The sequence below is a fragment of the Sphingomonas brevis genome, assembly GCF_023516505.1.
GTDB classification, from domain to species: Bacteria; Pseudomonadota; Alphaproteobacteria; order Sphingomonadales; family Sphingomonadaceae; genus Sphingomicrobium; species Sphingomicrobium breve.
Window position 1 is genome coordinate 533,235 of record NZ_JAMGBB010000001.1, and the last position, 22,415, is coordinate 555,649.

A 22,415-nucleotide genomic window follows, 5' to 3' on the forward strand; every position below is an offset into this window, starting at 1 on the left:
GACTAAATCGCCGCCATGGCCCTTTTGCCCATCTTTGAGACGCCCGATCCGATGCTCCGCCAGATTTCGACGCCGGTCGAAAAGGTGGACGATGAGCTGCGCGCGCTAATCGCCGACATGTTCGAAACCATGTACGCCGCGCCGGGCATCGGCCTTGCCGCGGTGCAGGTCGGCGTTCCCAAGCGGCTTCTCGTGATGGACTTGCAGGAGCCGGAGGATGAGGACGATCCGGAGAGCAAGCCGATCCGCGAGCCACGTGTGTTCATCAATCCCGAGATCATCTCTCACTCGGATCAGGAAGTGCCCTACACCGAGGGTTGCCTGTCGGTGCCCGACCAATATGCCGAGGTGATGCGGCCGGACCGGATCCGCGCCCGCTGGCTCGACGAGCATGGCAAGAGCCACGAGAAGGACCTCGACGGGCTACTGGCCGTCTGCCTGCAGCATGAAATGGACCATCTCGAGGGTATTCTCTTCATCGACCATCTGTCGAAGCTGAAGCGCGACATGGTCCTGAAAAAGCTGGCCAAGGCGCGGAAAGAGCGCGGATTGCGCGCCGCTTGATGGGCGACGCGCCCTATCACGCCCATATTTATTACTCCGACGGGGAACGATCGGCCGCGAGTGCCCTGCGCGATCAATTCACCGCCCGCCCCGAAATCCTGTTCACCGGCCAGATGACCGACCGCGGCGTTGGCCCGCACCCGATCCCTCAATATGAGGTGCACTTCCTTGGATCGTCGCGCGACAGCGTCATCGCCGCGATCGAAGCATCGGGCCTGCGCGCGCTGGTCCATCCGCTGACCAACGACGACCTTGTCGACCATACGACGCTGGCCCACTGGATCGGCGAGCCACTGGAACTGGACGTGTCGGTGCTCGATCCGCCCGGCATCAACCAGGGCGTCCCGCGCTTCGGCAAATCGGATTTCTAGTCGGCCGTCTTCGTCATTGCGAGGACCCCGGACTTGGTCCGGGGGACGCGGCAATCCAGTTGCGACGCTGGATTGCTTCGCTACGCTCGCAATGACGGAAATTATTTAGGCCAGGCTCGCCGCCGCATTGGCGCAGTCGCTGGCGCATTCGCGGCAGATTTGCGCGCACAGCTTGCAATGCTCATGGTCGTGCTGCTCGCACTCGGCGGCGCATTGCTCGCACATTCGCGCGCACAGCTGGAGAAGCTCGCGCAGGATCGGCTGGTCGTTGCCGGTTCGCCTGAGGCCCAGGCGTGCGGTCGCCTCGCAGATGTCCGAGCAATCGAGGCACAGCCGGACACATTGGGTCATGTCCATCGCCTCGGCCATGCAGGCGTCGGCACAGCTCAGGCACATCTTCGCGCAGTACATCAAATGATGGACCGCATCGCCGAGCGGCTGGTTCACATGGTCCTTGGATGCCGGGTGAAGCGCGATCATCTTGCGGATGGACAATAGAATTCTCCCGTCATTGCGAGCACGGCATAGCCGGGCGCGGCAATCCATGCACCCCCCAATGGATTGCTTCGTCTCTTCGTTCCTCGCAATGACGGGCTGAAATGATCGACTCGCTCGAGTTTCGTGGGGCCGAAGGCCGCCGGCTTTCCGGCAAGCTGGAATCCCCATCGGGCCGCGTGCGCGGCTGGGCGCTATTCGCCCACTGCTTCACTTGCGGTAAGGATAATCTCGCGGCGGTCCGCATTGCCCGTACCCTGTCGGGGCAGGGAATCGGCGTCCTCCGCTTCGACTTCGCTGGCCTTGGCGAAAGCGACGGGGAATTCCACGAGACCAGCTTCTCGTCCAACGTTGGGGACATTGTCGCCGCCTGCTCGGCCATGGCTGAGCGAGGCTGGCCGGTCAGCCTGTTGATCGGGCACAGCCTGGGGGGCGCGGCGGTACTGGCCGCCGCCGGCAATTGCGCCACGGTCCGGGCCGTGGCCACGATCAACGCGCCGTTCGACGTCGCCCACGCGCTGTCGCAGTTCGCGCCAGACGACCTTGCGGCGATCGAGCGCGACGGCATCGCCGAGGTTCGCCTGGCCGACCGGCCGTTCCGGATCAGCAGGGAGTTTGTCGAGAATCTGCGCGACCAGGAACAAGGGCGGCGGATCGCCTCGTTGCACCGGCCGCTGCTCGTGCTTCACGCCCCGACTGACAATACCGTGTCGATCGATCATGCGACCAAAATCTATACCACTGCACGCCACCCCAAGAGCTTCATTTCACTCGACAAGGCCGACCATCTGCTGACGGGCAAGGGGGATGCCGCGCGCGCGGCAAATCTGATCGCCGCCTGGGGCGACGCCTATATCGAGCCAGCGCCGGACGCTGTCCTGCCGGCCGACGTCGAGGCGGTCGAGACCGGGCGGGGCAAGTTCCAGCTGTTGATCAAGACCGGCAAGCATCAGCTGTTCGCCGACGAGCCCGTCGATTTCGGCGGCCTCGACAGCGGGCCGTCGCCGTTTCAGCTGCTGGGCAGCGCATTGGCTGCGTGCATGACCATGACGGTGCGCCTCTATGCCGAACAGAAGCAATGGGCGCTGAAACGGATCCGATCGTCCGTCGGCCACACCCGCGAACTCGATCAGACCCCTCGCGACCGGTTCGATGTCCGCATCGCCTTCGACGGCGACCTGGACGCCGAACAGCGCGAGCGGCTGGTTGAAATCGCCGGCAAATGCCCGGTGCACAAGGCGCTGTCCGATGGAGCGCGCTTCACTTTCGAGGAAAGCATGGAGCCGGCGCCGATGGAGCCGCCGGAGGCCCACGCCGAGGCGATGGGCCGGGTCGCCGACCGCAACCCCTAAAGCTTGCGAACAGTCCCATCGGAGCGTCCGACCGTCATTCCCAGCTTGCGGATGGTCGTCTTGCTTCGGGCAACTTTTCCACCGGGGAGGGGCGTCAGCCACTGCTCCACTGAAAGACTGCCCTTCAGCTTGAAGCGGAAGCGATATTGATCGCCCACTTCCTCGACCGTGACCGGCCCGACCGCTTCGTTCATGGAGCCGGTAAAGTGGCCCGGGCCCACCTGACGCATCTTCCACCGACGGTCGAAAGGCGTCTTGCCATCCTCCTCCACTCGCTGGACAAGGTTCAGCACGCCGTTGGCAATCTCGCCCTGGCCCATCGACCGGGAGCTGAAGGGCCGATGCATGAACAGCTTGACGGTACTGGTGCTTTCGGTGCGTCCTTCGAAGAAACGCATCGGATCTGACGGCAATTCGACCGCCGCGGATCCAGCGGATGCGGAGCCGAGCATCGCGATCGGCACGGCGGCAAGCGCAAGGGGCCTTGCGAAGATCGTACGATAGGTACCTGACATCACACCCTTAACGCAGTTAGGCACGAACGTTTCCCTTTCCCAGGGTTAAGGTCAAGCGCACGTGGGCGTGCCAGCCTAAGCATGTACCAATTGCCACCGACGGACCATCCGGCGAAACCCCATTGTCGACGGCATTGCTCCCTGATTGCAAGGGCGGCGGGCCGAAGCAACATCGCGGTTCGAAATGTCCCCGATCCGGACATCGGCGGCGGGCACAATCAGCTTATCTGGGCGGAACATTTTGGGCTGGCTTGTCATTGTGCCGGCAGGAATCTGCGCATGAATGCTCGCCCGCTCAATAGTTCGATCGGTGGAATGATCGTTCACCACGAGGACCAGCCCGGGATCTCGCGGGCGAGGCACGATCGCACCCGGACTCGGGCGGCGCCGACCGAGACTCGACGGCACCACGCCGACCGTATCGCGACAGTCGAGCAGCTGGGGCAAAGCCTGACGGCCATATCGCTTGCCGCCGTGGCGCTGCGGCAAGGCGGCGATGTTGGCGATGCGGTCAGCCTGATCGGCCTGGCGGTCGAGGAGGCGCGGCTGGAGCTGAAAAGGTTGCGTTACGACGCCGAACGGGATGCGGGCTAAATCCCTGGGCTGACAAGGCCCCCGGCGTGGGGAAAGTACGCCGAGGGCCGATACTCTCACGAAACGCATGCGGAATGCGCCGGCCTCAATATGCCCGATCGGGTTCGAGCGGCGCCACTGGCTTCCTTGAGGTTGTGCCGGGCTGGCACGCCGCCATTTCGGCGCTTGCATCCCGGGCCCACCCATTGCGGGCAATTGCATTGTAGCTAAGTTGCAGCGCGACGGTGGGGGATATTTATGCTCAGCGCGATTGCCCTGATGCTGGCGGCGGCCAGCCCTACATTTACGACAAAGCCCTGCCCGACGGCGGAGTTGGCGAAGGCGCGATGCGGGACGGTCACGGTGCCGGAGGATCGCGCCAAGCCAAACGGGCGCCAAATCGGGCTTAATGTCATCGTCATTCCTGCGGCAAAACCGGCTCCGCAACCGCAGGCCTTGTTCGACCTCGAGGGCGGGCCGGGCCTGGCAGTCACCAAGAATGTCGGTTTTTACCTGACCGATGGCGCACCCTATGCCGCGACCCGCGATGTCGTTCTGTTCGATCAGCGGGGAACCGGCGAATCCAACCCGCTCGATTGCCCGGAATTCGACGAGGCGGATCGCGCGCTTAAACCGATGTTCCCCGATGCGGCCGTTCGATCGTGCCGGGAAAGGTTGAGCAAGGTCGCCGACCTGACGCGCTATACGACAGACGATGCTGTCGCCGACCTCGACGCAGTCCGGACTGCGCTTGGCTATCAGCAGGTCGACCTTTCCGCACTATCCTATGGAACGACGCTCGCTCTCCGCTATGTGGCAGTTCATGGCGATCGGGTACGAAGCGCGGTGCTGCTGTCGGCGGTCCCGCCTTCCGCCATGCCGCCTCGCCACCATGCCGAAGCGGCGCAAAAGGCCCTCGACCATATGATCGCCGACTGCCGGGCGGACAGCGCCTGCAGCGCAGCCTATCCGAACATCCCGTCGGACCTAAGCATCGCGGTTCGCAAGCTGCGCGACGGTCGGCGCGTTACCCCGGCGGTGGCGATGGAGCGGCTGCGGACCAAGCTCCATTCGCCCGGCGGAGCGCGCGAGCTTCCGTCCATCATCCATCGGTTGGCGCTTGGGGGCACAACCATATTGGTGTCGAACAATGCGCGGGCCGGCTTCAATTATTATGACGGCGTCTACCTCACCATCACCTGCTCGGAGAGCCTGCCCTGGTTCGATCAGCAGGAAGCGATGAAAATCGGGCGACGCACCATGTTCGGATATTACCGGCTGGAAAGACAGCAGGCCGCGTGCGCCAATTGGCCGCGCGCGCATGTCGACAAAGGGTTCTTCGACCCCATCCGCTCGTCGGTGCCGGTCCTGTTCCTTTCTGGCGGCCGTGACCCCGTTACGCCGTCCAGCTGGGCAAGCGAAACGGCGAAGGGCTTCTCCCGATCGCGCCAGATCGTCATTCCCTGGGCCGGCCATATCGTCGACGGATTGAGTGGCTTTGACACCTGCTACGACCCTCAAGTTCTTCGCTTCCTTGAAACGGCGGATCCAACCGTGGTCGATGACCGATGTTTCGCCGATATGGCGCCGGCGCCGTTCAAGATCGAAAAGTGATGCCGTTGGCCTTGAGGAAGCCGTCCAACCCTTGTAAGTTCCTTTTTTGTTCCGCGTGTTGGAGGGGCCGATGGACGCCAGCCTGATCATCGTCGCGATCGTCGCGCTCGCGCTTGGCGGTGTGATCGGCTGGTTGCTTGGGTCGCGCGGCGGCGAGCAGGGCAGGGCAACCGCCGAATCGCTCCGAATGCAACTTGATGGTGTAGTTGCCGAGCGGGATAAGGCCTTGGCCGAGATCGGCCCGATGAATGCCGAGCTGGCCCGTCTGCGCGCCGAGGCCGAGCATTTCGACCAGCGGATGAAGGACCTTGCCGCCAATCGCGACGCGCTGATCGCGCAGTTCCGCGAAGTTGGCGATCAGCTGCTGGAAAAGGCGCACAAGGATTTCCTTGCCAAGGCCGGCGAGCGCTTCACCGAGGCCGACAAGGCGACCCAGGCCAAGCTGCAGAACCTGCTTCAGCCGGTCGAAGCCACATTGAAACGCTATGAGGAGGGGCTGGCCAAGGTCGAGAAGGAGCGGGTCGACCATTATGCCGGGCTGCGTGAAGCCGTCGAACTGGTCCGTGCGGGGCAGGGCCAGGTTCGCGACGAGACCCGCAACCTGGTCAATGCGCTGCGTTCCTCGCCCAAGGCGCGCGGCAGGTGGGGCGAAAAGACGCTACAAAATGTTTTGGAGCAAGCCGGCCTTGTCGAACATGCCGATTTCGCCACTGAGGTAAGCGTCGATACGGACGACGGGCGGCTGCGTCCCGACGCGATCGTCAACCTGCCGGGCGGGCGGAAGCTGGTGATCGACGCCAAATGCTCCCTGAACGCCTTTCTCGATGCCTCGGAAGAGGTCGATGACGAGCGTCGCGCGGTGCACCTCACGCAGCACCTCAACGCCATGAAAACTCACGTCCAGCAACTCGGATCGAAAAGCTATTGGAGCCAGTTTGGCGATGCGGCCGACTATGTCGTGATGTTCGTCCCCGGCGAACATTTCCTGACCGCGGCACTCGAACAGGATCATTTGCTGTGGGAATGGGCGTTCGAGCGCAAGGTATTGCTGGCGACGCCGACCAACCTTGTGGCCATCGCCCGCACCGTCGCCAGCGTCTGGCGGCAGGAGAAGCTGACCGAAGCGGCCGAGGAAATTGCCGACTTGGGCAAGGAGCTTCATTCGCGCCTGGCAACCATGGCGCAGCATATGGAGCGGGTGGGCAAGAACCTTGCCACCGCGAACACCGCCTACAACCAGATGGTCGGAAGCTTCGAAAGCCAGGTATTCACCCAGGCCCGACGGTTCGAGGCGCTCGGTGCCGGCAGCGCCAAGGAGTTGCCGGAACCACCGATGGTCGAGACCGCGCCGCGCCCCATGACCAAGCTCGCCGGACCGAAGGCGGCCGACAATGAGGACGCGGCCTGATTTCGCTTCCAATGTAGGAATTGATTTGCTTGGCGTGCCGCGGCTCATTGAACCGTAGGATTCGCTTCACGTGCGTACGGGCAAGCGCGTACGCACGCTAGCCGGTGCGACTCTTGTGACTTTTGGATCCGCCGCGACCGCGAACATTTGTGAAGATTCGCTTTTGGTCGGGCTTAGTGAGCCCTGACCAAATCGATCGTCCCGTTGGCGCTGGTCAGCGTCAAATGATTGCCGAACCCTGACACGGTAATCGGCTTGCCCAGCACCCTGGTGCCCTGGCTTTCGAAGCTCATGTCCGGGCAAGCCATGCGGGTTGCCATGGTCGGGCCGGTCGTCAGCGTGGCGCCCTGTTGGCTGAAGCTGGCACTTAACGTGTTGCAGCCAAACTTCGCGCCGATCCGGTTGTCGGGCATGAAGTTCATGTAAAAGCTCTGCGGCGGCGTCGGCCGGCCATTGATCGCCGTCACCCGCCAATTGGTCCCGCCCAGCATCATTGCGCCGGGGGCGCCGGGGGCGGGATAGCCCTGCTGCGGCGGGTAACCCTGTTGCGGGGGGTATCCTTGCTGTGGCGGATAGCCTTGCTGTGGTGGGTAATATGATTGCGCCGGGCTATTCGGCTGTCCGGTCTCGTTGGTCTGGTCGAAATAGGCGATCGGTGCGCCGCAACCGCGGTAGCGCTGCCTGCCGTCGACCCGGACGTCGACCGTGTCGGGGTAGCTGCGGTCGCTCATCCCGTCATTGCACTGACGATGGACGATATTCACCTCGAGGCGCTGTGTCCGGTAGGTTTCGCCGGCGACGCCGTTGACGGCCGTTGGTGTCGGATCGTTGACGCTGACATTGTTGCCGCGGTCGGTGAAGATCAGTTCGCGGCCGATCTCCAGGTCCCAGAATGGCTCCGTACCGACCGCTCGATAGCTCGTCTCACCGGTCGGATAATTAGGGTTCGGATAGCCGGGTGCGGGGACCGGCTGGCCCTGTCCCGGATAGACCGGTCCGCCCGGCGGCATCGGAGGCCCGCCTTGCGGATAACCGGGCTGGGGATAGCCGGGGTAGGGCTCCGGATAGCCCTGCGGCCCTTGCGGATAGGGCTGCGGGCCCTGCCCGTAACCGTAGGGCTCGCAACCGGCGAGGGCGAGCGCGAGAAGAGGGAATGCGGCGATTAATTTCATTGGAACTGACCTCCCTGAGGCCGACATTATCAGCGTCGCCAGCTTGCTCTAACATGAAAGGCCATCACGGCCGCCGCAATTGCTGCGTTCAGGCTGTCGGCCTTGCCCAGCATCGGCATCTTCACCAGCAGGTCGCATTCGGCTTCGTAGGACGCCGGCAATCCCTGACTTTCATTGCCGATCAGGAGGAAACAGGGCTGCTGATATTCTGCCGCCAGGTAATCGCTGTCGGTATTGAGGCTGGTTCCGACCAGCTGGCCGGGACCGGACCTTAGCCACGCCAAGAATTCATCCCAGCGCGCGGTGACGACGGCCTGGGTGAAGATCGCGCCCATCGATGCCCGCACGGCTTCGACCGAATAAGGATCGGCGCTGTCGTCGAGCAGGATCAATCCGCCGGCCGCGGTTGCGTCGCCGGTGCGGAGGATCGTGCCGATGTTGCCCGGATCGCGCAGCGCCTGCGCGACGATCCACAACGGCGATGCTGTGCGATCGATCGACGCCAGTGACGTGTCGGGCTGACGATAAGCGCCGAGAATCGCCTGCGGATTGTCCTTGCCGCTCATCTTGGCGAGGATGTCCGCCGTGGTCTCGATTACATCGGCACCTTCGGCTTCGGCGGCGGCAATGATCTCGGCGGCGAGCGGATGCACCCCGCCCGCCGGCGCATAAGCGACGATCTCGGGCAGCCGGCCGCTGTCGCGCGCTTCGGCCAGGATCCTCAAGCCTTCGGCCAGGAACAGCCCGTCAGCCTTGCGCGCCTTTTTGTCGCGCAGCGCGCGCAGGCGCTTCACCGTCTCGTTGGAAAAGGAAGTGATCTGGCGAGGCATTACAATTCGTCATTGCGAGGAACGGAGTGACGAAGCAATCCAGAACGGCAGAGCAGGAGTGGCTGGATTACTTTGCTCGCAATGACGATCGACGTCACTCTTCGCCGAATCTGGTTTCGACCAGTTCCGCAAGCTCGGCCAATGCTGCCTCAGCGCCTTCGCCTTCGCAATAAATGGTGATGCTGTCGCCCATCGCCGCGCCAAGCATCATCAGTCCCATGATCGAGGTGCCGACCACGCGGCTGCCATCCTTTTCGACTTCCACCTTGGCCGTAAGCTGGGACGCGACGTTGACGAACTTGGCACTGGCCCGGGCATGAAGCCCGCGCTTGTTGGTAATTTCGATCGTCTTTGAGATCGAACTCAAGCGGCGGCCTCGCCAAGGATTTCGGACGCGACCGAAATATATTTGCGACCGGCTTCGCGAGCTGCCGCCACCGCGGCACGCACCGACATTGCTTTTCGGGCGCCCTCCAGCCGGATCAGCATTGGCAAGTTGACGCCGGCAATAACCTCTACATTCTCGCTTTTCATCAGGCTGATGGCGAGGTTGGACGGAGTCCCGCCGAACAGGTCGGTCAGGATGATGACACCTTCGCCCTGGTCGCAGCGCTGAATCGCATCGGAAATCTCCTTGCGGCGCATTTCCATATCGTCTTCGGCGTCGATGCAAATGCCCTCGACCGCCTGTTGGGGGCCGACAACATGTTCCATGGCAGTGATGAACTCGGCCGCTAACCGACCGTGGGTCACCAATACTAATCCGATCATTCACTCACCCGCTTCAGCACTTTCCCGCGCCCCTGAACTCGCGGGTGAACCTTCAATAGTATCGCTCGGTTGCGACAGGAGGTCGCGGTGGCGGACATTCGGTGAAAATCCCGCGCCGCGCAACCGTTCCGCCATCTCGACTGCCGCTGCCACCGACCGGTGACGCCCTCCCGTGCAGCCGAATGCCACCGTCAGATAGCTTTTGCCGGCGGCCCAATAGCGGGGAATGAGCCCGATTAACAGAGCCTCGATCCGATCGATGGTTTCGGGCCAGGCCGGGTCCTCAGCGACATAGTCGCGCACCGCCTGGTCCTTGCCGGTAAGCGGCCTGAGTTCGTCGATCCAATGGGGATTGGCGACGAAGCGCATGTCGAACACAAGGTCGGCGCTGCGAGAAATTCCCCGGGCAAAGCCGAAGGAGGCGACAGTAAGGACCGGCTGGTCGACATCGCCGCCGTAGCGGCGAAGCAATTCCTCGCGAAGTTCGGCCGGGCTAAGATCGGTGGTGTCGATCACGGCATCGGCCATCTGGCGAAGCGGAGCGGTGAGGTCGCGTTCCCGGGCGATCCCATCCTCGGGCGGCCGGTCGGGCGCCAGCGGGTGACGCCGGCGGGTCTCGTCGTACCGCCGGACCAGCTCGGCGCCAGCGCAATCCAGGTAGAGAATCTCGGGCTTAACGTCCTTGATCGAGCGAAGCAGCGCAGGAAGGTCGAACGGATCGAAGCCGCGGCTGCGGACGTCCATCCCTACGGCTACCGGCAGCGGCTGGCGCGCCTCCCGCTCGCCGTGAACGAACTGGTCGAGCAGCGCGGTCGGCAAATTGTCGACGCAGTCCCAGCCCATGTCTTCAAGCGCGTCGAGGACCGTCGACTTGCCGGCGCCGGACATGCCGGTGACCAGGAGAAGTCGGGGCAGGGAGGGATTGGCTGGCACGGCTCAGAATCTAAGGCCGAGCCGGTCGAGTGCCAATGCTACTTTCGATGGTGCCGATGCAGTCGTTGCATCCACGCTGATCAGCGGGACGCCAATGCCGAGAATCTGCCGTTCTCGGCTGTCATCGGGGAGCCGCGGAATTTCAGTGGTCAATTCGACCACCAGGGCGATCGGCGCATCCTGCAGCTGATCCACGTCGACGATACCGATTCCCCGCACTTCCAGCTTGCCCTTGATCGCGTCGGGCACGGAGGCAATCAGCTTGCCGCCGTCCTTGCGAATGATGGTCCGATCGTCGCTGACCAGGATGAAGCCGCGATCAAGCAGGCGTAGCGCGAGGTCGGACTTGCCCGAACCCGACGGACCGGAGATCAGCACCGCGCGCCCATCCAGGGCGACACAGGAGGCGTGCAGATTCTCCGAACTGAGGCGCGAGGTCATGCCCGATCGGCCGCCTTCAGGATGATGGTGAAGCGAGCGCCCGACGGTGCATCGTCCCGATCGGCCACGGCAATCTCGCCATCATGCCCTTCGACGATCGCGCGGGCAATCGCGAGCCCCAGCCCGGAGTGGCGGCCGAAGCTTTCAGCATCCGGCCTCACCGAATGGAAGCGGTTGAAGATCGCTTCACGCAGTTCCGTGGGAACGCCGGGGCCCTCATCGTCGATCCGGATACGAATTTCATCGCCGACATGGGTTGCGGCGACCTCTACCAGACCATCGGGCGGCGAAAAGCTGATGGCGTTATCGATGATATTATCGATCGCCCGAGCCAGGCGGCCTGGCTCGCCCATCACGATTGCACTGGCTCGCCGGGGCCGCGCGAACGCGATCCTCACATTACCGGTTTCCCGCCGGGTCTCCCAAGCCGAAACCAGCTGTTCGATCAGCGCTCCTAGATCGACGGGCTCGAACCGGGCCCGGGCCAGTTCGGCGTCCGTGCGAGCTGCTTCGCCAACGTCGCTGATCAGCCGGTCAAGCCGGACCACATCCTGGCGAATGACGTCGATCAGCTGTTTCTTGAGGCCAGGGTCGTCAATCCGCTCCAGCCCATCAACCGCCGAGCGCAGCGAAGCGAGGGGATTTTTGAGTTCGTGCGTCACGTCCGCGGCGAAGGCTTCGATGTTGTCGATCCGGTGCCGCAGCGACTGGCTCATGTCGCTTATCGAGCGGGCCAATAGGCCGATCTCGTCGGTGCGCGATGGCAGCCGCGGCACTTTCACTTCACGTGCCCGGCCCAGGCGCACGAGATGCGCGGCCATGGCGATGCGGCGCAGAGGCCGGACGATCGTTCGCGCCAGAAACAGCGACAGCAGGATCGACAGGCCGGCGATGCAGCCAAGCGCGATCAGCAACGAAGCGCGTTGCTTGCGGACGCGGCGGGTGAAGTCGCGGTCATTGTCGGTGGCCAGTAGCGTCGATCCGCCCGCCACTGGCGTAGCCGCGGAAAACACCGGAGTCAGTTCCGGCGCCTGGCGGATTTCAATCTCGGTCTCGCCGGACCGGCGCGAAGCCGCGATCTCCGACCAGGCTTGCGCGTGATCATGCGCTGGCTCGACGAAATCCTCCAGGCTTTCCTCGCCGACCAGCGCATTGAACCCCCGGTCGAGCGCGCGGGCGACATCCTTGGTCCATTTCTGCGTCGTCGGATCGCGCAGCCGGTAAGTCGGCCCGGTTTCCCGCCAGCTGTCCAGCTGAAGCGCTCCGTCCGGCCCGTAAAGCCTCATTCGGACCTCGCTCTTGCGCCCCAGGTCGCCCAGCAGTTCCTGGCGCCGGGCCGGCACGACATTCGGCAGCGCTGCCGCCGCCAGTGCGGCTTCGGCCTCGACCTTGTGGACGCGCTCTTTTTCCAGCCGGTTGCGATAGCTGTCGAGGTACACGATCGAGAGACCGACGAGAGCCAGAGTCAGTACGTTCACCGCCAGGATGCGGTGAGCGAGGGTCCACCGTCCTGACCAGGTCAGGACGAGGTCGCCCTCTTCACTCTTCTCCGAAACGATATCCGACGCCATAGAGGGTCTCGATCACATCGAATTGGGGGTCAGCACTGCGGAACTTGCGGCGGATGCGCTTGATGTGGCTGTCGATGGTCCGGTCATCGACATAGACGTCGTCCTGGTACGCGACATCGAGCAGCTGGTTGCGCGACTTCACCACGCCGGGGCGCTGGGCCAGCGCTTCCAGAATGAGGAACTCCGTCACTGTCAGCGTGACGTCATTCCCGTCCCAGCGCACCTTGTGCCGGGCCGGATCCATGACCAGCCGCCCGCGCTCGATCAACGGCGGCTCCTCGGCGCCGGGTTCATCGACGGAACTGGCTCCCCGGGCAAGATCCTGCCGTCGCAGCAGCGCTCGAATTCGGGCGATCAGCAGCCGCTGCGAGAAAGGCTTGGCGATATAATCGTCGGCGCCCATCGCAAGGCCGAGCGCCTCGTCAAGCTCATCGTCCTTGGATGTCAGGAAAATGACCGGCATGCCGCCCGTCTCGCCGCCCATTTCGCGCACTCGGCGGAGCAGTTCCATCCCGTCCATTTGCGGCATCTTGATGTCGAATACACCAAGGTCGGGCGGATTGTCGGCAAAGGCCCGGAGCGCCGTCTGGCCGTCAGTATAGACGCGAGTCAGGAAGCCTTCCGCCTGGAGCGCGATCGACACCGATGTCAGGATGTTGCGATCGTCATCGACGAGCGCGATCACAGGGCTCATTCCCTCTCCTTAGGCTCCGGCACGTGAGCGATAGCCATGGCTGCTGGGCGAAACAAGCGCCCGACGTCGCTTTGACCCGGACCCCTGTGATATGTATAGGCCCGACGCATCGCGAGGCGGCGACGTCCAGGGCCGGGCGTCGCCCTTGATATTTAAGGGAGAATCGGAGTGAGCGAGCGCATCCCCGCGCACCGGCTGGAAGCCCAGGGAATTGATTCTGCGGCGACCATCCACTGGAACCTGACGACCGCTCCGCTGGTCGAGCAGGCGGTGGCGCGTGGCGAAGGCAAGCTTGCCAAGGATGGCCCGATCGTCGTCAAGACCGGCAAGCACACCGGTCGCTCTGCGCAGGACAAGTTTACCGTCCGCGATGCCGAGACCGAAAATACGGTTTGGTGGGGCAAATCGAACAAGCCGATGAGCCCTGAAGCCTTCGCTTGGCTCAAGGCCGATTTCCTGGCGCATCTCAAGACGCGCGAGACGCTGTTTGTCGCCGACCTGTTCGGCGGCTCGCAGCCCGAGCATCGCGTCAACGTTCGCGTCGTCAACGAATATGCCTGGCACAACCTGTTCATCCGCACGATGCTGGTGCGGCCGGAGACCGCCGAACTGGCCGGCTTCGTGCCGGAATTCACGATCATCGACCTGCCGAGCTTTCGTGCCGATCCGGCGCGCCACGGCTGTCGCAGCGAGACCGTCATCGCGGTCAATTTGAGCGAGAAGCTGATCCTGATCGGCGGCACCGAATATGGCGGCGAGATGAAGAAGTCGGTGTTCGGCCTGCTGAACTATCTGCTGCCTGTCGAAGGCACGATGCCGATGCATTGCTCGGCCAATATCGGCAAGGATGGCGACACCGCCATCTTCTTCGGCCTCAGCGGCACTGGCAAAACGACCCTGTCGGCAGATCCCAATCGCACCCTGATCGGCGATGACGAGCATGGCTGGTCGGACACCGCGGTCTTCAATTTCGAAGGTGGCTGCTACGCCAAGATGATCCGCCTCTCGGCCGAGAGCGAGCCCGAGATTTACGCCACCACCAAGCGCTTCGGCACGGTGCTTGAGAATGTCGTGATGGATGAGGTCAACCGTACCCTCGATCTCGACGACAGCAGCCTCGCCGAAAACAGCCGCGGCGCCTATCCGATCGAGTTTATTCCAAACTCGTCGGAAAAGAATATGGGGCCGGTCCCGAAGAACATCGTCATGCTGACGGCGGATGCGTTTGGTGTGCTGCCGCCGATCGCAAGACTGACGCCGGACCAGGCAATGTATCACTTCCTCAGCGGTTACACCGCCAAGGTCGCCGGTACGGAAATCGGCGTGACAGAGCCGGAAGCGACCTTCTCGACCTGCTTCGGCGCGCCGTTCATGCCGCGTCATCCTTCGGTCTATGGCAATTTGCTCAAGGACCGCATCGCCAAGGGCGGTGTCGATTGCTGGCTGGTCAACACCGGCTGGACCGGCGGCAAATATGGCACCGGCAAGCGGATGCCGATCAAGGAAACGCGGGCGCTGCTCAATGCCGCGCTCGACGGCAGCCTGAAGAATGTCGAGTTCCGCAAGGATCCGAATTTCGGCTTCGACGTGCCGGTCGCGGTTCCGGGCGTGGACACTTCGATCCTCGACCCGCGGTCGACCTGGGCCGACAAGGCCGACTATGACCGCACAGCGGCCAAGCTCGTCGATCTGTTCATCGAGAATTTCGCCGAGTTTGCCGAGCATGTGGATGAGGGCGTGCGACAATCGGGGCCGCAAGTGACGGCGGCCGCCTGATTGCCCGGTCATTCGATCGGGCTCCTTCTTCCAAGAAAGTCCGATCAATGACCGAATTTCCAGTACGCCATTTTTTGTCCGACGAAGCCGTCGCCCATATCGGCGAGGGCCTGCTTGCCCGCACCCTGCCGCGCGAGGAATGGACCCATGAGGCCCATCTTGCCGCGACGACCTACCTTGTCCTGAAGCATCCCGAGATCGACCTCGATACCGAGCTGCGCGGGATCATCTCTCGCTACAATGAAAGCGTCGGCGGCGTGAACAGCGATAGCGAAGGCTATCACGACACCATCACCCACGCCTATTTGCGCGGCATTCGCCTGTTCCTGAGCGAGGCAGACGTTGCCCGCCCCGTGCACGACCTGGTCAACGAGTTGTTGATGTCGCCGATGGGCCGTCGCGACTGGCCGCTCCGCTTTTGGTCGAAGGAGCGGCTGATGAGCGTCGAGGCTCGGCGTAACTGGGTCGAACCGGACCTGGCGGCGATGCCCTAGCGCTTCGCCGTCGCGATATATTCGTCGACGTTCTTGGCCAGCACGTCCATCGGCACATTACCGCCTTTGACCACCGCATCGTCGAAGTCGCGCAGATCGTAGCGCGACCCGAGCGCCTTCTGGGCACGGCCGCGCTGCCGGACGATCTCGGTATGCCCGATTTTGTAGCCGCACGCCTGGCCGGCCCAGCTGCAATAGCGGTCGACCTCGCTCGCCACTTCCTCGGGCTTGGAGCCGTTGGTTTCGACGAAGTAACGCACGGCCTGTTCGCGGGTCCAACGCTTGTGGTGGAGGCCGGTGTCGACCACCAGCCGGATCGCTCGGAATGCCAGGCTCTGCAGATAGCCCAGCCGCCCAACGACGAAATCGTCATAGACGCCAAGTTCGTCGGCAAGCTGCTCGGCGTAGAGCGCCCAGCCTTCGCTATAGGCGTTGAACGCGAGCTGGGCGCGGATCAGCGGGAGCTGGTTCGAATATTCGCCCTGCCAGACGTGGCCCGGGATCGCTTCATGGTGGGCGAGGTCGGGCAGATCATATTTGCGATGCAGGTCGGTGGTCCGCAGGTTGATCCAGAATTTGCCCGGGATGGTGCCGTCAATCGAGCCGGCTCCGCCATAGGCTCCGGGCGCGCCAGGCTCTTCCTCGGGCGGCAAGCGCTTCACCTCCAGGTTGCCGCGAACCAGCGTGCGGAAGGCACGGGGGAGCTGGGCGCGGATGATCTTTATCCGGTCCTGGATGAAAGCCATTATTTCGGCGCGGCCGGGATCGCCTTCGGCGAACTTGTAGCGCGGGTCGTCGGACAATGCCGTCATCCGCGCCCCGACCGTGCCTTGGGTATAGCCAAGGCTCTTCAGGATCCCGTCCATCCGGCCGTGAAGTTCGGCGACCTGGTCGAGGCCCATCTGGTGGATCTCGTCGGGAGTCATCCTTGTCGTGGTCGAGGCGCGAAGGGCCCATTGATAGAATTCCGGGCCATGAGGGCGAGCCCAAAGGCCGGCATCCATCGTCGCCTTCGGGCGCTGTGCCTGAAGCGCGGCCAGCTGCCGTTCGAGTGCTGGGGCGATCTTCTGCTGGGAGATCGCCCGGGCGCGCTCGCCCCAATTGCCGGGAATATCCTTGGTCCGGCGAACCAGGCTTTCGACCAGGCCGCCGCCCTCGCGAGCGCCCTTTACGCTCATCGTCATCTGGTTGACGGCCTTGTCGATCAGGAAGCCGGGAGCGATCAGGCCTTTGCCTTCCGCCGCCTTCAGCCGCGCCAGCTCTCCGTCGAGCTGCGTCGCAAAACTCTCAAGTCGGGCCAGATAGGCCTCGGCGTCGGCGGCATTATTGACCGGATGGTCGGCGTCGAGAAAGCGCGGGACGTCGAGATAGGCACCGACATTCTGGATCACCACATAGGGCGTGTTGCGCCAGCCGCCGACGGCGACATCGCCATAGGGTTGCGAAAAGCCGTCGATCGCGGTGCGATAGGCAGAGCGGACCACTTCGACGCTGGTCCGTGTCGAGTGGGAGAGGGGGGCGGTGTCGATCGCTTCGGCCCGCGCCAGGTCGGCGCGCAACACGGCCGCCAGCCGATCCCGCCCGACTTGGCTGCGATCGGCCAGTTTGGACCGAAGCGACGCCCGAAGACCGGTGTCGATACCAAGGCTGGTCGCGCCCTCCGGCGACAGGGCGACCAGATTTTCGCCGATCGTGTCGAGCAACGCCACGGCCTGGGATTCGCCGGCAGGAGCCTGGGCGAAGGCGCGCGTTCCGGTAAGTGCAACGGCCGCCACCCCGGCAGACAGGGTGGCGAGCGCCTGGCGGCGCGAAAAGCTAAGATCGTTCACTTGATCGCTCTCCAATAAATCACATTGAGGGCAGGGCCTTGACCGGTTCGACAATCAGGCAATTGCCCTCAACGTCGGTAACGGTCAGCCGGTCGCCCGCTGCTGCTGGCCCACCGCGAGCGTTCCACTCGCCATCGCCGACTTTGACGCGGCCGCCATGGTCGTCGATCTCGGTCACCGCGGTCACGGTTTTTCCGACCAACCGCTTGGCCGGTTGGTTGATCGCATGACGCTGGTCGCCGCCATGCGGCTCACCGTACCAGCGCTTGCCGATCATCACCGCCAGTACCGCGTAGATCGCGAACAGGGCGAGCTGCGGCGCGGTGCCGAGATCGAACAATAGCGTGAATATGCCGGTGGCGATCGCCGCCGCGCCGACGAACACCAGGAAGAAGCCGGGAGCGATAATCTCGGCGATCAGCAGCAGGACGCCGCCAATCGCCCAAAGCCAGCCTGGTTCCAGCCCGTCGATCATTGGTCGACCTTCGGCACTCCGGATTTGATCAGCGGAGCCTTGGGCGCTTCCTTGCCAAGTACTTCCTTGGCCAGCTCGCCGATCCCGCCCAGCGTGCCCATCAGCTGGGTCGCCTCGACCGGGAACAATATGGTCTTGGCGTTGGGCGAGGTTGCGAACAGGCCGATCGCCTCAACATATTTCTGGGCGATGAAATAGTTGATCGCCTGGGCGCTGCCGCCCTCGATCGCGTCGCTGACCGATTTAGTGGCGGCGGCCTCGGCCTGCGCCGACCGCTCGCGCGCTTCGGCCTCGCGAAACGCGGCTTCCTTGAGACCTTCCGCCTGCAGGATCTTGGCCTGCTTCTCGCCCTCGGCGCGAAGGATTTCCGACGCTCGGAGCCCTTCTGATTCCAGGATCGCCGCGCGCTTCTCGCGCTCGGCCTTCATCTGCCGGGTCATCGCGTTGACAATGTCCGACGGCGGGCGAATGTCCTTCAGCTCGACGCGCGTGATCTTGACGCCCCAGGACTCGGTCGCCTGGTCGACCACCGACAGCAGCCTGGCGTTTATCTCGTCGCGCTTCGACAGGGTTTCGTCGAGATCCATCGATCCCATCACCGTCCTCAGGTTGGTGGTCGAAAGCGCCATGATAGCCAGGTAAAGGTCGCTGACCTCATAGGCCGCCTTAGCCGCATCCAGCACCTGGAAGAACACCACGCCGTCGACCGCTACCATCGCATTGTCCTTGGTGATGATTTCCTGGCCCGGAATGTCGAGCACTTGCTCCATCATGTTGATCTTGTGGCCGACGCGATAGACGAATGGCGTCACCAGGTTCAGGCCCGGCTCGGCAACACGAACGAAGCGGCCGAACCGCTCAATCGTGTATCGATACCCTTGGCTGACAATCTTGACGCTCATCATGATGACGAGCACCACCAGTGCCACTGCTGCGATCAGGAAATATTCCAACATGTCCTCACCCCTTTTTCACGGCCATGATGGAACGGCTTTGGGGCTAGGTGAAGGAAAATCGGCATGACGCTCGACCTGTTCGACAAAAGGGCCCTGCTGTTTCTTCCGGCCAGCAATCCGCGGGCGATCGCCCATGCGCGGGAAAGCGACGCCGACCTCGTAATCCTTGACCTTGAGGATGCGGTGAAGCCGGAAAACAAGGTTTCCGCACGCGAAGCGGCGGTCGCTGCCCTCAAGGAACCTTGGCCGATGCCGGTCGCAATCCGGGTCAACGGCTCCCACACCGAATGGCATGGGCCGGACGTCGTCGCAGTGATGCATGACAAGCCCAACGCGGTCGTAGTGCCGCGGGTTGAGACCAAGGATCAACTGGGCTTCGTCCGTAATCAGACCGGCCTGCCGGTGCTGGCAATGATCGAAACGGCCAGGGGCGTCCTTGCGGCTGCCGCCATCGGTCACGAAGCAGCGGGCCTGATCGTTGGGACGAACGACCTCTCGGCCAGCCTCCGCCTGCCGCCCGGAGCCGGAAGGCAGCCATTGCAGATGGCACTTCAGCATGTTGTGCTAGCCGCCAGGGCTCAGGAGATTGCGGTATTCGACGGTGTCTACAACCAGCTCGACGATCTCGACGGCTTTGCATCGGAGGCATTGGAGAGCCGGCGGCTGGGTTTCGACGGCAAGTCGCTGATCCACCCCAGCCAGATTGCGCCATGTCATGCGGCCTTCGCCCCGACTGAAGAGGAAATTGCCCGCGCCGAGCGGCTCGTGGCGGCATCGACCGGCGGGGCACAGCGCTTCGAAGGCGGAATGATCGAACAGATGCATGTTCAGTCCGCGGAGCGGCTGCTCAGGAGAGCCGGGCGCGCCTGACACCCTTGGCGAATCGCCGAGATGCTGGCATGGGCCGATATGGCCGACCTTCTCCACGACGAAATCCCGCTTGGACTGACCTTCGACGATGTGCTGCTGCAGCCGCTCGAATCCGGCGTCCTGCCCAGCGCTGCCGACACCCGCAGTTTCCTGACCCGCGAAATCCCTCTCAACATCCCCATCCTGTCATCGGCGATGGACACGGTGACCGAGGCCGACATGGCCATCGCCATGGCTCATTTGGGCGGAATTGGCGTGCTGCATCGGAACCTGGAGATAGACGGACAGGTCGCCGCGGTCCGCGCCGTGAAGCGGTTCGAAAGCGGCATGGTCGTCAATCCGATCACCATGACACCCGAACAAACGCTGGCCGAGGCGCTGGAGCTGATGAAGGCCAACCGCATCAGCGGCATTCCGGTGGTCGAGAAATCGGGCAAGCTGGCCGGAATCCTGACCAACCGCGACGTTCGCTTCGCCGAAAACCCGAAGCAGCCGGTCAGCGAACTGATGACCCACAATAATCTGGCGACGGTTGGCCTTGGCACGAGCCAGGATGTCGCCCGCCGCATCCTGCATCAGCGGCGGATCGAGAAGCTGCTTGTGGTCGACGACCAGGATCATTGCGTCGGACTGATTACGGTCAAGGACATTGAGAAGGCGGTCGCTTCGCCGTTGGCCACCAAGGATGCTCAGGGCCGCCTGCGCGTCGCCGCGGCAACCACCGTTGGCGACAAGGGGTTCGAGCGCTCGGAAGCGCTGATTGACGCCGGCGTGGATTGCATCGTCATCGATACTGCCCACGGTCACAATCGCGAAGTCGGTGCGGCAGTCGAGCGGGTGAAGAGCCTGTCGAACAGCGTCCAGGTCGTCGCCGGCAACGTCGCCACCGCCGAAGCGGCGAAAGCGCTCGCCGACGCAGGCGCCGACGCGATCAAGGTCGGTATCGGGCCGGGCTCAATTTGCACCACGCGGATTGTCGCTGGCGTGGGCGTGCCGCAGCTTTCGGCGATCATGGCCGCATCAAAGGCCGCGGCCGATCGTGGCGTCCATGTCATCGCCGATGGGGGCATCCGTACCTCGGGAGATATCGCCAAGGCATTGGCAGCCGGCGCTTCGACCGTCATGGTCGGCTCGCTGCTTGCCGGGACCGAGGAAGCGCCCGGCGAAACCTTCCTTTACCAGGGCCGGGCCTACAAGGCGTATCGAGGCATGGGCTCGGTGGGTGCAATGGCGCGCGGATCGGCCGACCGCTATTTCCAGCAAGACATCAAGGACCAGCTGAAGCTGGTGCCGGAAGGCATCGAGGGCCAGGTGCCCTACAAGGGGCCCGTCCGCGACGTCATCCATCAGATGGTCGGCGGGGTAAAGGCGGCGATGGGCTACACCGGCTCGACCACCATCAAGGAACTTCAGCAGCGCGCCAAATTCGTTCGAATCACCAATGCGGGCCTCAGCGAGAGCCATGTCCATGACGTCGCAATTACGCGTGAAGCCCCCAACTACCCCACACGGTAGGCGATGACGCCGGCTGCGCGAGTCCAGGCGGCGATCGAGATCCTCGAAGAGGTGATCGCTTCGGCCCGCGATGACGGGCCGCCGGCGGACACGATCATCCAACGCTACTTCAAGACCCGTCGCTACGCCGGGTCGAAAGATCGTCGCGCGGTGCGCGAGCTCGCCTTTCGCGCCATCCGTCGCAGCGGCGATCGGCCCGACAGCGGCCGGGCGGCGATGATCGGACTGGCCGACGACGATGCGCAGTTGCTCGACCTGTTCGACGGTTCGCCGCACGGGCCGGCAGCACGCCAGCCAGCCGAAGCGCCGGCTGATGCTTCCGATGTTCCGCAATGGATTCGCCCTATGCTCTCGGAACATGTCGGCGCGGCGGAATGGCCGGCGTTGCTGGAACGTGCTCCGCTCGATCTTCGGGTCAACATCGCGAAGATCGGCCGCGACGACCTGCTCGGCCAATTTGACGGCGCCGTGCCGACGCCGCTTAGTCCTTGGGGCCTCCGCCTCGCGTCTGACAGCAAGGTCGACGATCATCCGGCATTCCTCGATGGGCTGATCGAAGTGCAGGACGAAGGCAGTCAGTTGATCGCCTTGGCATGCCGGCCGGAAAGCGGAATGCGCATCCTGGACCTGTGCGCAGGGGCAGGGGGCAAGGCGTTGGCGCTGGCAGCGGCCGCTCCCGGCGCGGAAATCATTGCCTCGGACACCAATCGCGCTCGGCTGTCGCAGCTCCGGCCGCGCGCGGATCGGGCGGGCGCAGCGATCGCCACCCGCCTGCTCGACGGCGGGCGTGAAGCAGCACAACTGGCCGATCTCGAAGGTCAATGCGATGTAGTGCTGGTCGACGCACCCTGCAGCGGGTCGGGTACCTGGCGGCGCAGCCCGGAAGGGCGCTGGCGCCTGACGCAGGGCAGGCTCGACCGCCTTGCCCGACTGCAGGCGCACCTGCTCGACCTCGCTGCACCCCTGGTTCGGCCTGGAGGAGCGTTGATCTACGCCACATGCTCGATCATCCGTGCCGAAGGCGCCGACCAGGCGCGGAGCTTCTTAGGCCGCCATTCATCTTGCATGGTGCAGGATGTGTCATTCGTTGGTGGGCGTGCCGACGGGCCGGGACGGCTCCTGACCCCCGCGCATGACTCCACCGACGGCTTTTTCGTCGCGCGTTTCGTTCGATCATGATAGGCGAGCGCGATTGG

24 protein-coding genes are annotated in these 22,415 nt (G+C 63.7%); 11 read left to right on the plus strand and 13 right to left on the minus strand.

The window, feature by feature from the left end; translation table 11 throughout:
• The first annotated feature begins 15 nt into the window (after window positions 1-15).
• Together def and LZ518_RS02860 are read left to right on the plus strand one after the other, a co-directional pair.
• Window positions 16-564 carry a peptide deformylase gene (gene def, locus LZ518_RS02855; RefSeq protein WP_249914529.1) on the plus strand — a complete coding sequence of 183 codons (549 nt, stop codon included), beginning with the start codon at window positions 16-18 and terminating at the stop codon, window positions 562-564.
• Window positions 564-935, plus strand: coding sequence for a DOPA 4,5-dioxygenase family protein (locus tag LZ518_RS02860; RefSeq protein ID WP_249916482.1), 372 nt, complete (start codon window positions 564-566; stop codon window positions 933-935). Before def ends, LZ518_RS02860 begins: the two co-directional genes overlap by 1 nt.
• A gap of 105 nt (window positions 936-1,040) precedes the next feature.
• Here the strand turns inward: LZ518_RS02860 and LZ518_RS02865 are convergent, their stop codons facing one another.
• A complete protein-coding gene (locus LZ518_RS02865) occupies window positions 1,041-1,430 on the minus strand; it encodes a four-helix bundle copper-binding protein (protein WP_249914530.1) in 390 nt (129 codons plus the stop codon).
• Between the two features lie 104 nt (window positions 1,431-1,534).
• Between LZ518_RS02865 and LZ518_RS02870 the strand changes: the two genes are divergently transcribed.
• Window positions 1,535-2,782, plus strand: a complete 1,248-nt coding sequence (locus LZ518_RS02870) for a bifunctional alpha/beta hydrolase/OsmC family protein (protein WP_249914531.1) — start codon at window positions 1,535-1,537, stop codon at window positions 2,780-2,782.
• Here LZ518_RS02870 and LZ518_RS02875 read toward each other — a convergent pair.
• Window positions 2,779-3,321 carry a hypothetical protein gene (locus tag LZ518_RS02875; RefSeq protein WP_249914532.1) on the minus strand — a complete coding sequence of 181 codons (543 nt, stop codon included), beginning with the start codon at window positions 3,319-3,321 and terminating at the stop codon, window positions 2,779-2,781. The two genes, LZ518_RS02870 and LZ518_RS02875, sit on opposite strands and share 4 nt — an antisense overlap.
• Window positions 3,322-3,576: 255 nt before the next feature.
• Between LZ518_RS02875 and LZ518_RS02880 the strand changes: the two genes are divergently transcribed.
• The 3 genes from LZ518_RS02880 to LZ518_RS02890 all read left to right on the plus strand — a co-directional run bounded on the left by LZ518_RS02880 (window position 3,577) and on the right by LZ518_RS02890 (window position 6,892).
• Window positions 3,577-3,891, plus strand: coding sequence for a hypothetical protein (locus tag LZ518_RS02880; RefSeq protein ID WP_249914533.1), 315 nt, complete (start codon window positions 3,577-3,579; stop codon window positions 3,889-3,891).
• 237 nt (window positions 3,892-4,128) lie between these two features.
• Window positions 4,129-5,484: an alpha/beta fold hydrolase gene (locus LZ518_RS02885; protein ID WP_249914534.1), complete on the plus strand. Its 1,356-nt coding sequence runs from the start codon at window positions 4,129-4,131 to the stop codon at window positions 5,482-5,484.
• Between the two features lie 70 nt (window positions 5,485-5,554).
• Window positions 5,555-6,892, plus strand: coding sequence for a DNA recombination protein RmuC (locus LZ518_RS02890; protein WP_249914535.1), 1,338 nt, complete (start codon window positions 5,555-5,557; stop codon window positions 6,890-6,892).
• Window positions 6,893-7,065: 173 nt separating this feature from the next.
• Here LZ518_RS02890 and LZ518_RS02895 read toward each other — a convergent pair whose 3' ends face one another.
• From LZ518_RS02895 to LZ518_RS02930, 8 genes are all read right to left on the minus strand, one after another.
• Complete coding sequence (locus LZ518_RS02895) at window positions 7,066-8,064, minus strand: META domain-containing protein (protein ID WP_249914536.1); 999 nt, start codon at window positions 8,062-8,064, stop codon at window positions 7,066-7,068.
• Window positions 8,065-8,093: 29 nt separating this feature from the next.
• Entirely contained in the window at window positions 8,094-8,894 is an 801-nt protein-coding gene (locus tag LZ518_RS02900) for a TrmH family RNA methyltransferase (protein WP_249914537.1), read from the minus strand.
• A 94-nt stretch (window positions 8,895-8,988) separates the two neighbouring features.
• The gene (locus tag LZ518_RS02905; RefSeq protein WP_249914538.1) at window positions 8,989-9,261 is read right to left on the minus strand and encodes an HPr family phosphocarrier protein; all 273 of its coding nucleotides are present in this window, start codon (window positions 9,259-9,261) and stop codon (window positions 8,989-8,991) included.
• Window positions 9,258-9,665 (minus strand): PTS sugar transporter subunit IIA, encoded by a 408-nt coding sequence (locus tag LZ518_RS02910; protein ID WP_249914539.1) that lies wholly within the window; start codon window positions 9,663-9,665, stop codon window positions 9,258-9,260. Before LZ518_RS02910 ends, LZ518_RS02905 begins: the two co-directional genes overlap by 4 nt.
• Window positions 9,666-10,598: an RNase adapter RapZ gene (gene rapZ / locus LZ518_RS02915; RefSeq protein ID WP_348538663.1), complete on the minus strand. Its 933-nt coding sequence runs from the start codon at window positions 10,596-10,598 to the stop codon at window positions 9,666-9,668.
• 3 nt (window positions 10,599-10,601) lie between these two features.
• Entirely contained in the window at window positions 10,602-11,039 is a 438-nt protein-coding gene (locus LZ518_RS02920) for an HPr kinase/phosphorylase (protein WP_249914540.1), read from the minus strand.
• A complete protein-coding gene (locus tag LZ518_RS02925; protein ID WP_249914541.1) occupies window positions 11,036-12,610 on the minus strand; it encodes a sensor histidine kinase in 1,575 nt (524 codons plus the stop codon). The genes LZ518_RS02920 and LZ518_RS02925 overlap by 4 nt, the downstream gene beginning before the upstream one ends.
• Window positions 12,579-13,304 (minus strand): response regulator transcription factor, encoded by a 726-nt coding sequence (locus LZ518_RS02930; RefSeq protein ID WP_249914542.1) that lies wholly within the window; start codon window positions 13,302-13,304, stop codon window positions 12,579-12,581. Before LZ518_RS02930 ends, LZ518_RS02925 begins: the two co-directional genes overlap by 32 nt.
• A 168-nt stretch (window positions 13,305-13,472) precedes the next feature.
• Between LZ518_RS02930 and LZ518_RS02935 the strand changes: the two genes are divergently transcribed.
• Both LZ518_RS02935 and LZ518_RS02940 read left to right on the plus strand, forming a co-directional pair.
• Window positions 13,473-15,080 carry a phosphoenolpyruvate carboxykinase gene (locus tag LZ518_RS02935; RefSeq protein ID WP_249914543.1) on the plus strand — a complete coding sequence of 536 codons (1,608 nt, stop codon included), beginning with the start codon at window positions 13,473-13,475 and terminating at the stop codon, window positions 15,078-15,080.
• Between the two features lie 47 nt (window positions 15,081-15,127).
• Complete coding sequence (locus tag LZ518_RS02940; RefSeq protein ID WP_249914544.1) at window positions 15,128-15,574, plus strand: hypothetical protein; 447 nt, start codon at window positions 15,128-15,130, stop codon at window positions 15,572-15,574.
• On the opposite strand, the gene LZ518_RS02945 is transcribed toward LZ518_RS02940, so the two are convergent.
• The 3 genes from LZ518_RS02945 to LZ518_RS02955 are packed head-to-tail and all read right to left on the minus strand — an operon-like array spanning window position 15,571 to window position 18,834.
• Window positions 15,571-17,403, minus strand: a complete 1,833-nt coding sequence (locus LZ518_RS02945) for a DUF885 domain-containing protein (RefSeq protein WP_249914545.1) — start codon at window positions 17,401-17,403, stop codon at window positions 15,571-15,573. The genes LZ518_RS02940 and LZ518_RS02945 overlap by 4 nt on opposite strands.
• 19 nt (window positions 17,404-17,422) lie before the next feature.
• Window positions 17,423-17,878, minus strand: coding sequence for an NfeD family protein (locus LZ518_RS02950; protein WP_249914546.1), 456 nt, complete (start codon window positions 17,876-17,878; stop codon window positions 17,423-17,425).
• The gene (locus LZ518_RS02955) at window positions 17,875-18,834 is read right to left on the minus strand and encodes an SPFH domain-containing protein (protein ID WP_249914547.1); all 960 of its coding nucleotides are present in this window, start codon (window positions 18,832-18,834) and stop codon (window positions 17,875-17,877) included. Before LZ518_RS02955 ends, LZ518_RS02950 begins: the two co-directional genes overlap by 4 nt.
• A 63-nt stretch (window positions 18,835-18,897) precedes the next feature.
• Here LZ518_RS02955 and LZ518_RS02960 point away from each other — a divergent pair, with 63 nt between their 5' ends.
• Genes LZ518_RS02960 through LZ518_RS02970 form a run of 3 tightly spaced genes read left to right on the plus strand, consistent with a single transcriptional unit; the run spans window position 18,898 to window position 22,398 of the window.
• Complete coding sequence (locus LZ518_RS02960) at window positions 18,898-19,704, plus strand: HpcH/HpaI aldolase/citrate lyase family protein (protein ID WP_249914548.1); 807 nt, start codon at window positions 18,898-18,900, stop codon at window positions 19,702-19,704.
• Between the two features lie 39 nt (window positions 19,705-19,743).
• Window positions 19,744-21,219 carry an IMP dehydrogenase gene (guaB, locus tag LZ518_RS02965; RefSeq protein ID WP_249914549.1) on the plus strand — a complete coding sequence of 492 codons (1,476 nt, stop codon included), beginning with the start codon at window positions 19,744-19,746 and terminating at the stop codon, window positions 21,217-21,219.
• A 3-nt stretch (window positions 21,220-21,222) separates the two neighbouring features.
• The gene (locus LZ518_RS02970; protein ID WP_249914550.1) at window positions 21,223-22,398 is read left to right on the plus strand and encodes an RsmB/NOP family class I SAM-dependent RNA methyltransferase; all 1,176 of its coding nucleotides are present in this window, start codon (window positions 21,223-21,225) and stop codon (window positions 22,396-22,398) included.
• Window positions 22,399-22,415: the final 17 nt, after the last annotated feature.

What these genes read in the sequence shown, in the direction of transcription:
- LZ518_RS02880 (WP_249914533.1), top strand. Translation starts at nt 3,577, where the DNA reads ATGAATGCTCGCCCGCTCAATAGTTCGATCGGTGGAATGATCGTTCAC.
- guaB (WP_249914549.1), top strand. Translation starts at nt 19,744, where the DNA reads ATGGCCGACCTTCTCCACGACGAAATCCCGCTTGGACTGACCTTCGAC.
- LZ518_RS02895 (WP_249914536.1), bottom strand. Translation starts at nt 8,064, where the DNA reads ATGAAATTAATCGCCGCATTCCCTCTTCTCGCGCTCGCCCTCGCCGGT.
- LZ518_RS02930 (WP_249914542.1), bottom strand. Translation starts at nt 13,304, where the DNA reads ATGAGCCCTGTGATCGCGCTCGTCGATGACGATCGCAACATCCTGACA.
- LZ518_RS02885 (WP_249914534.1), top strand. Translation starts at nt 4,129, where the DNA reads ATGCTCAGCGCGATTGCCCTGATGCTGGCGGCGGCCAGCCCTACATTT.
- LZ518_RS02920 (WP_249914540.1), bottom strand. Translation starts at nt 11,039, where the DNA reads ATGACCTCGCGCCTCAGTTCGGAGAATCTGCACGCCTCCTGTGTCGCC.
- def (WP_249914529.1), top strand. Translation starts at nt 16, where the DNA reads ATGGCCCTTTTGCCCATCTTTGAGACGCCCGATCCGATGCTCCGCCAG.
- LZ518_RS02890 (WP_249914535.1), top strand. Translation starts at nt 5,555, where the DNA reads ATGGACGCCAGCCTGATCATCGTCGCGATCGTCGCGCTCGCGCTTGGC.
- LZ518_RS02910 (WP_249914539.1), bottom strand. Translation starts at nt 9,665, where the DNA reads ATGATCGGATTAGTATTGGTGACCCACGGTCGGTTAGCGGCCGAGTTC.
- LZ518_RS02940 (WP_249914544.1), top strand. Translation starts at nt 15,128, where the DNA reads ATGACCGAATTTCCAGTACGCCATTTTTTGTCCGACGAAGCCGTCGCC.
- LZ518_RS02970 (WP_249914550.1), top strand. Translation starts at nt 21,223, where the DNA reads ATGACGCCGGCTGCGCGAGTCCAGGCGGCGATCGAGATCCTCGAAGAG.
- LZ518_RS02955 (WP_249914547.1), bottom strand. Translation starts at nt 18,834, where the DNA reads ATGTTGGAATATTTCCTGATCGCAGCAGTGGCACTGGTGGTGCTCGTC.
- LZ518_RS02870 (WP_249914531.1), top strand. Translation starts at nt 1,535, where the DNA reads ATGATCGACTCGCTCGAGTTTCGTGGGGCCGAAGGCCGCCGGCTTTCC.
- LZ518_RS02950 (WP_249914546.1), bottom strand. Translation starts at nt 17,878, where the DNA reads ATGATCGACGGGCTGGAACCAGGCTGGCTTTGGGCGATTGGCGGCGTC.
- LZ518_RS02925 (WP_249914541.1), bottom strand. Translation starts at nt 12,610, where the DNA reads ATGGCGTCGGATATCGTTTCGGAGAAGAGTGAAGAGGGCGACCTCGTC.
- LZ518_RS02900 (WP_249914537.1), bottom strand. Translation starts at nt 8,894, where the DNA reads ATGCCTCGCCAGATCACTTCCTTTTCCAACGAGACGGTGAAGCGCCTG.
- LZ518_RS02860 (WP_249916482.1), top strand. Translation starts at nt 564, where the DNA reads ATGGGCGACGCGCCCTATCACGCCCATATTTATTACTCCGACGGGGAA.
- LZ518_RS02960 (WP_249914548.1), top strand. Translation starts at nt 18,898, where the DNA reads ATGACGCTCGACCTGTTCGACAAAAGGGCCCTGCTGTTTCTTCCGGCC.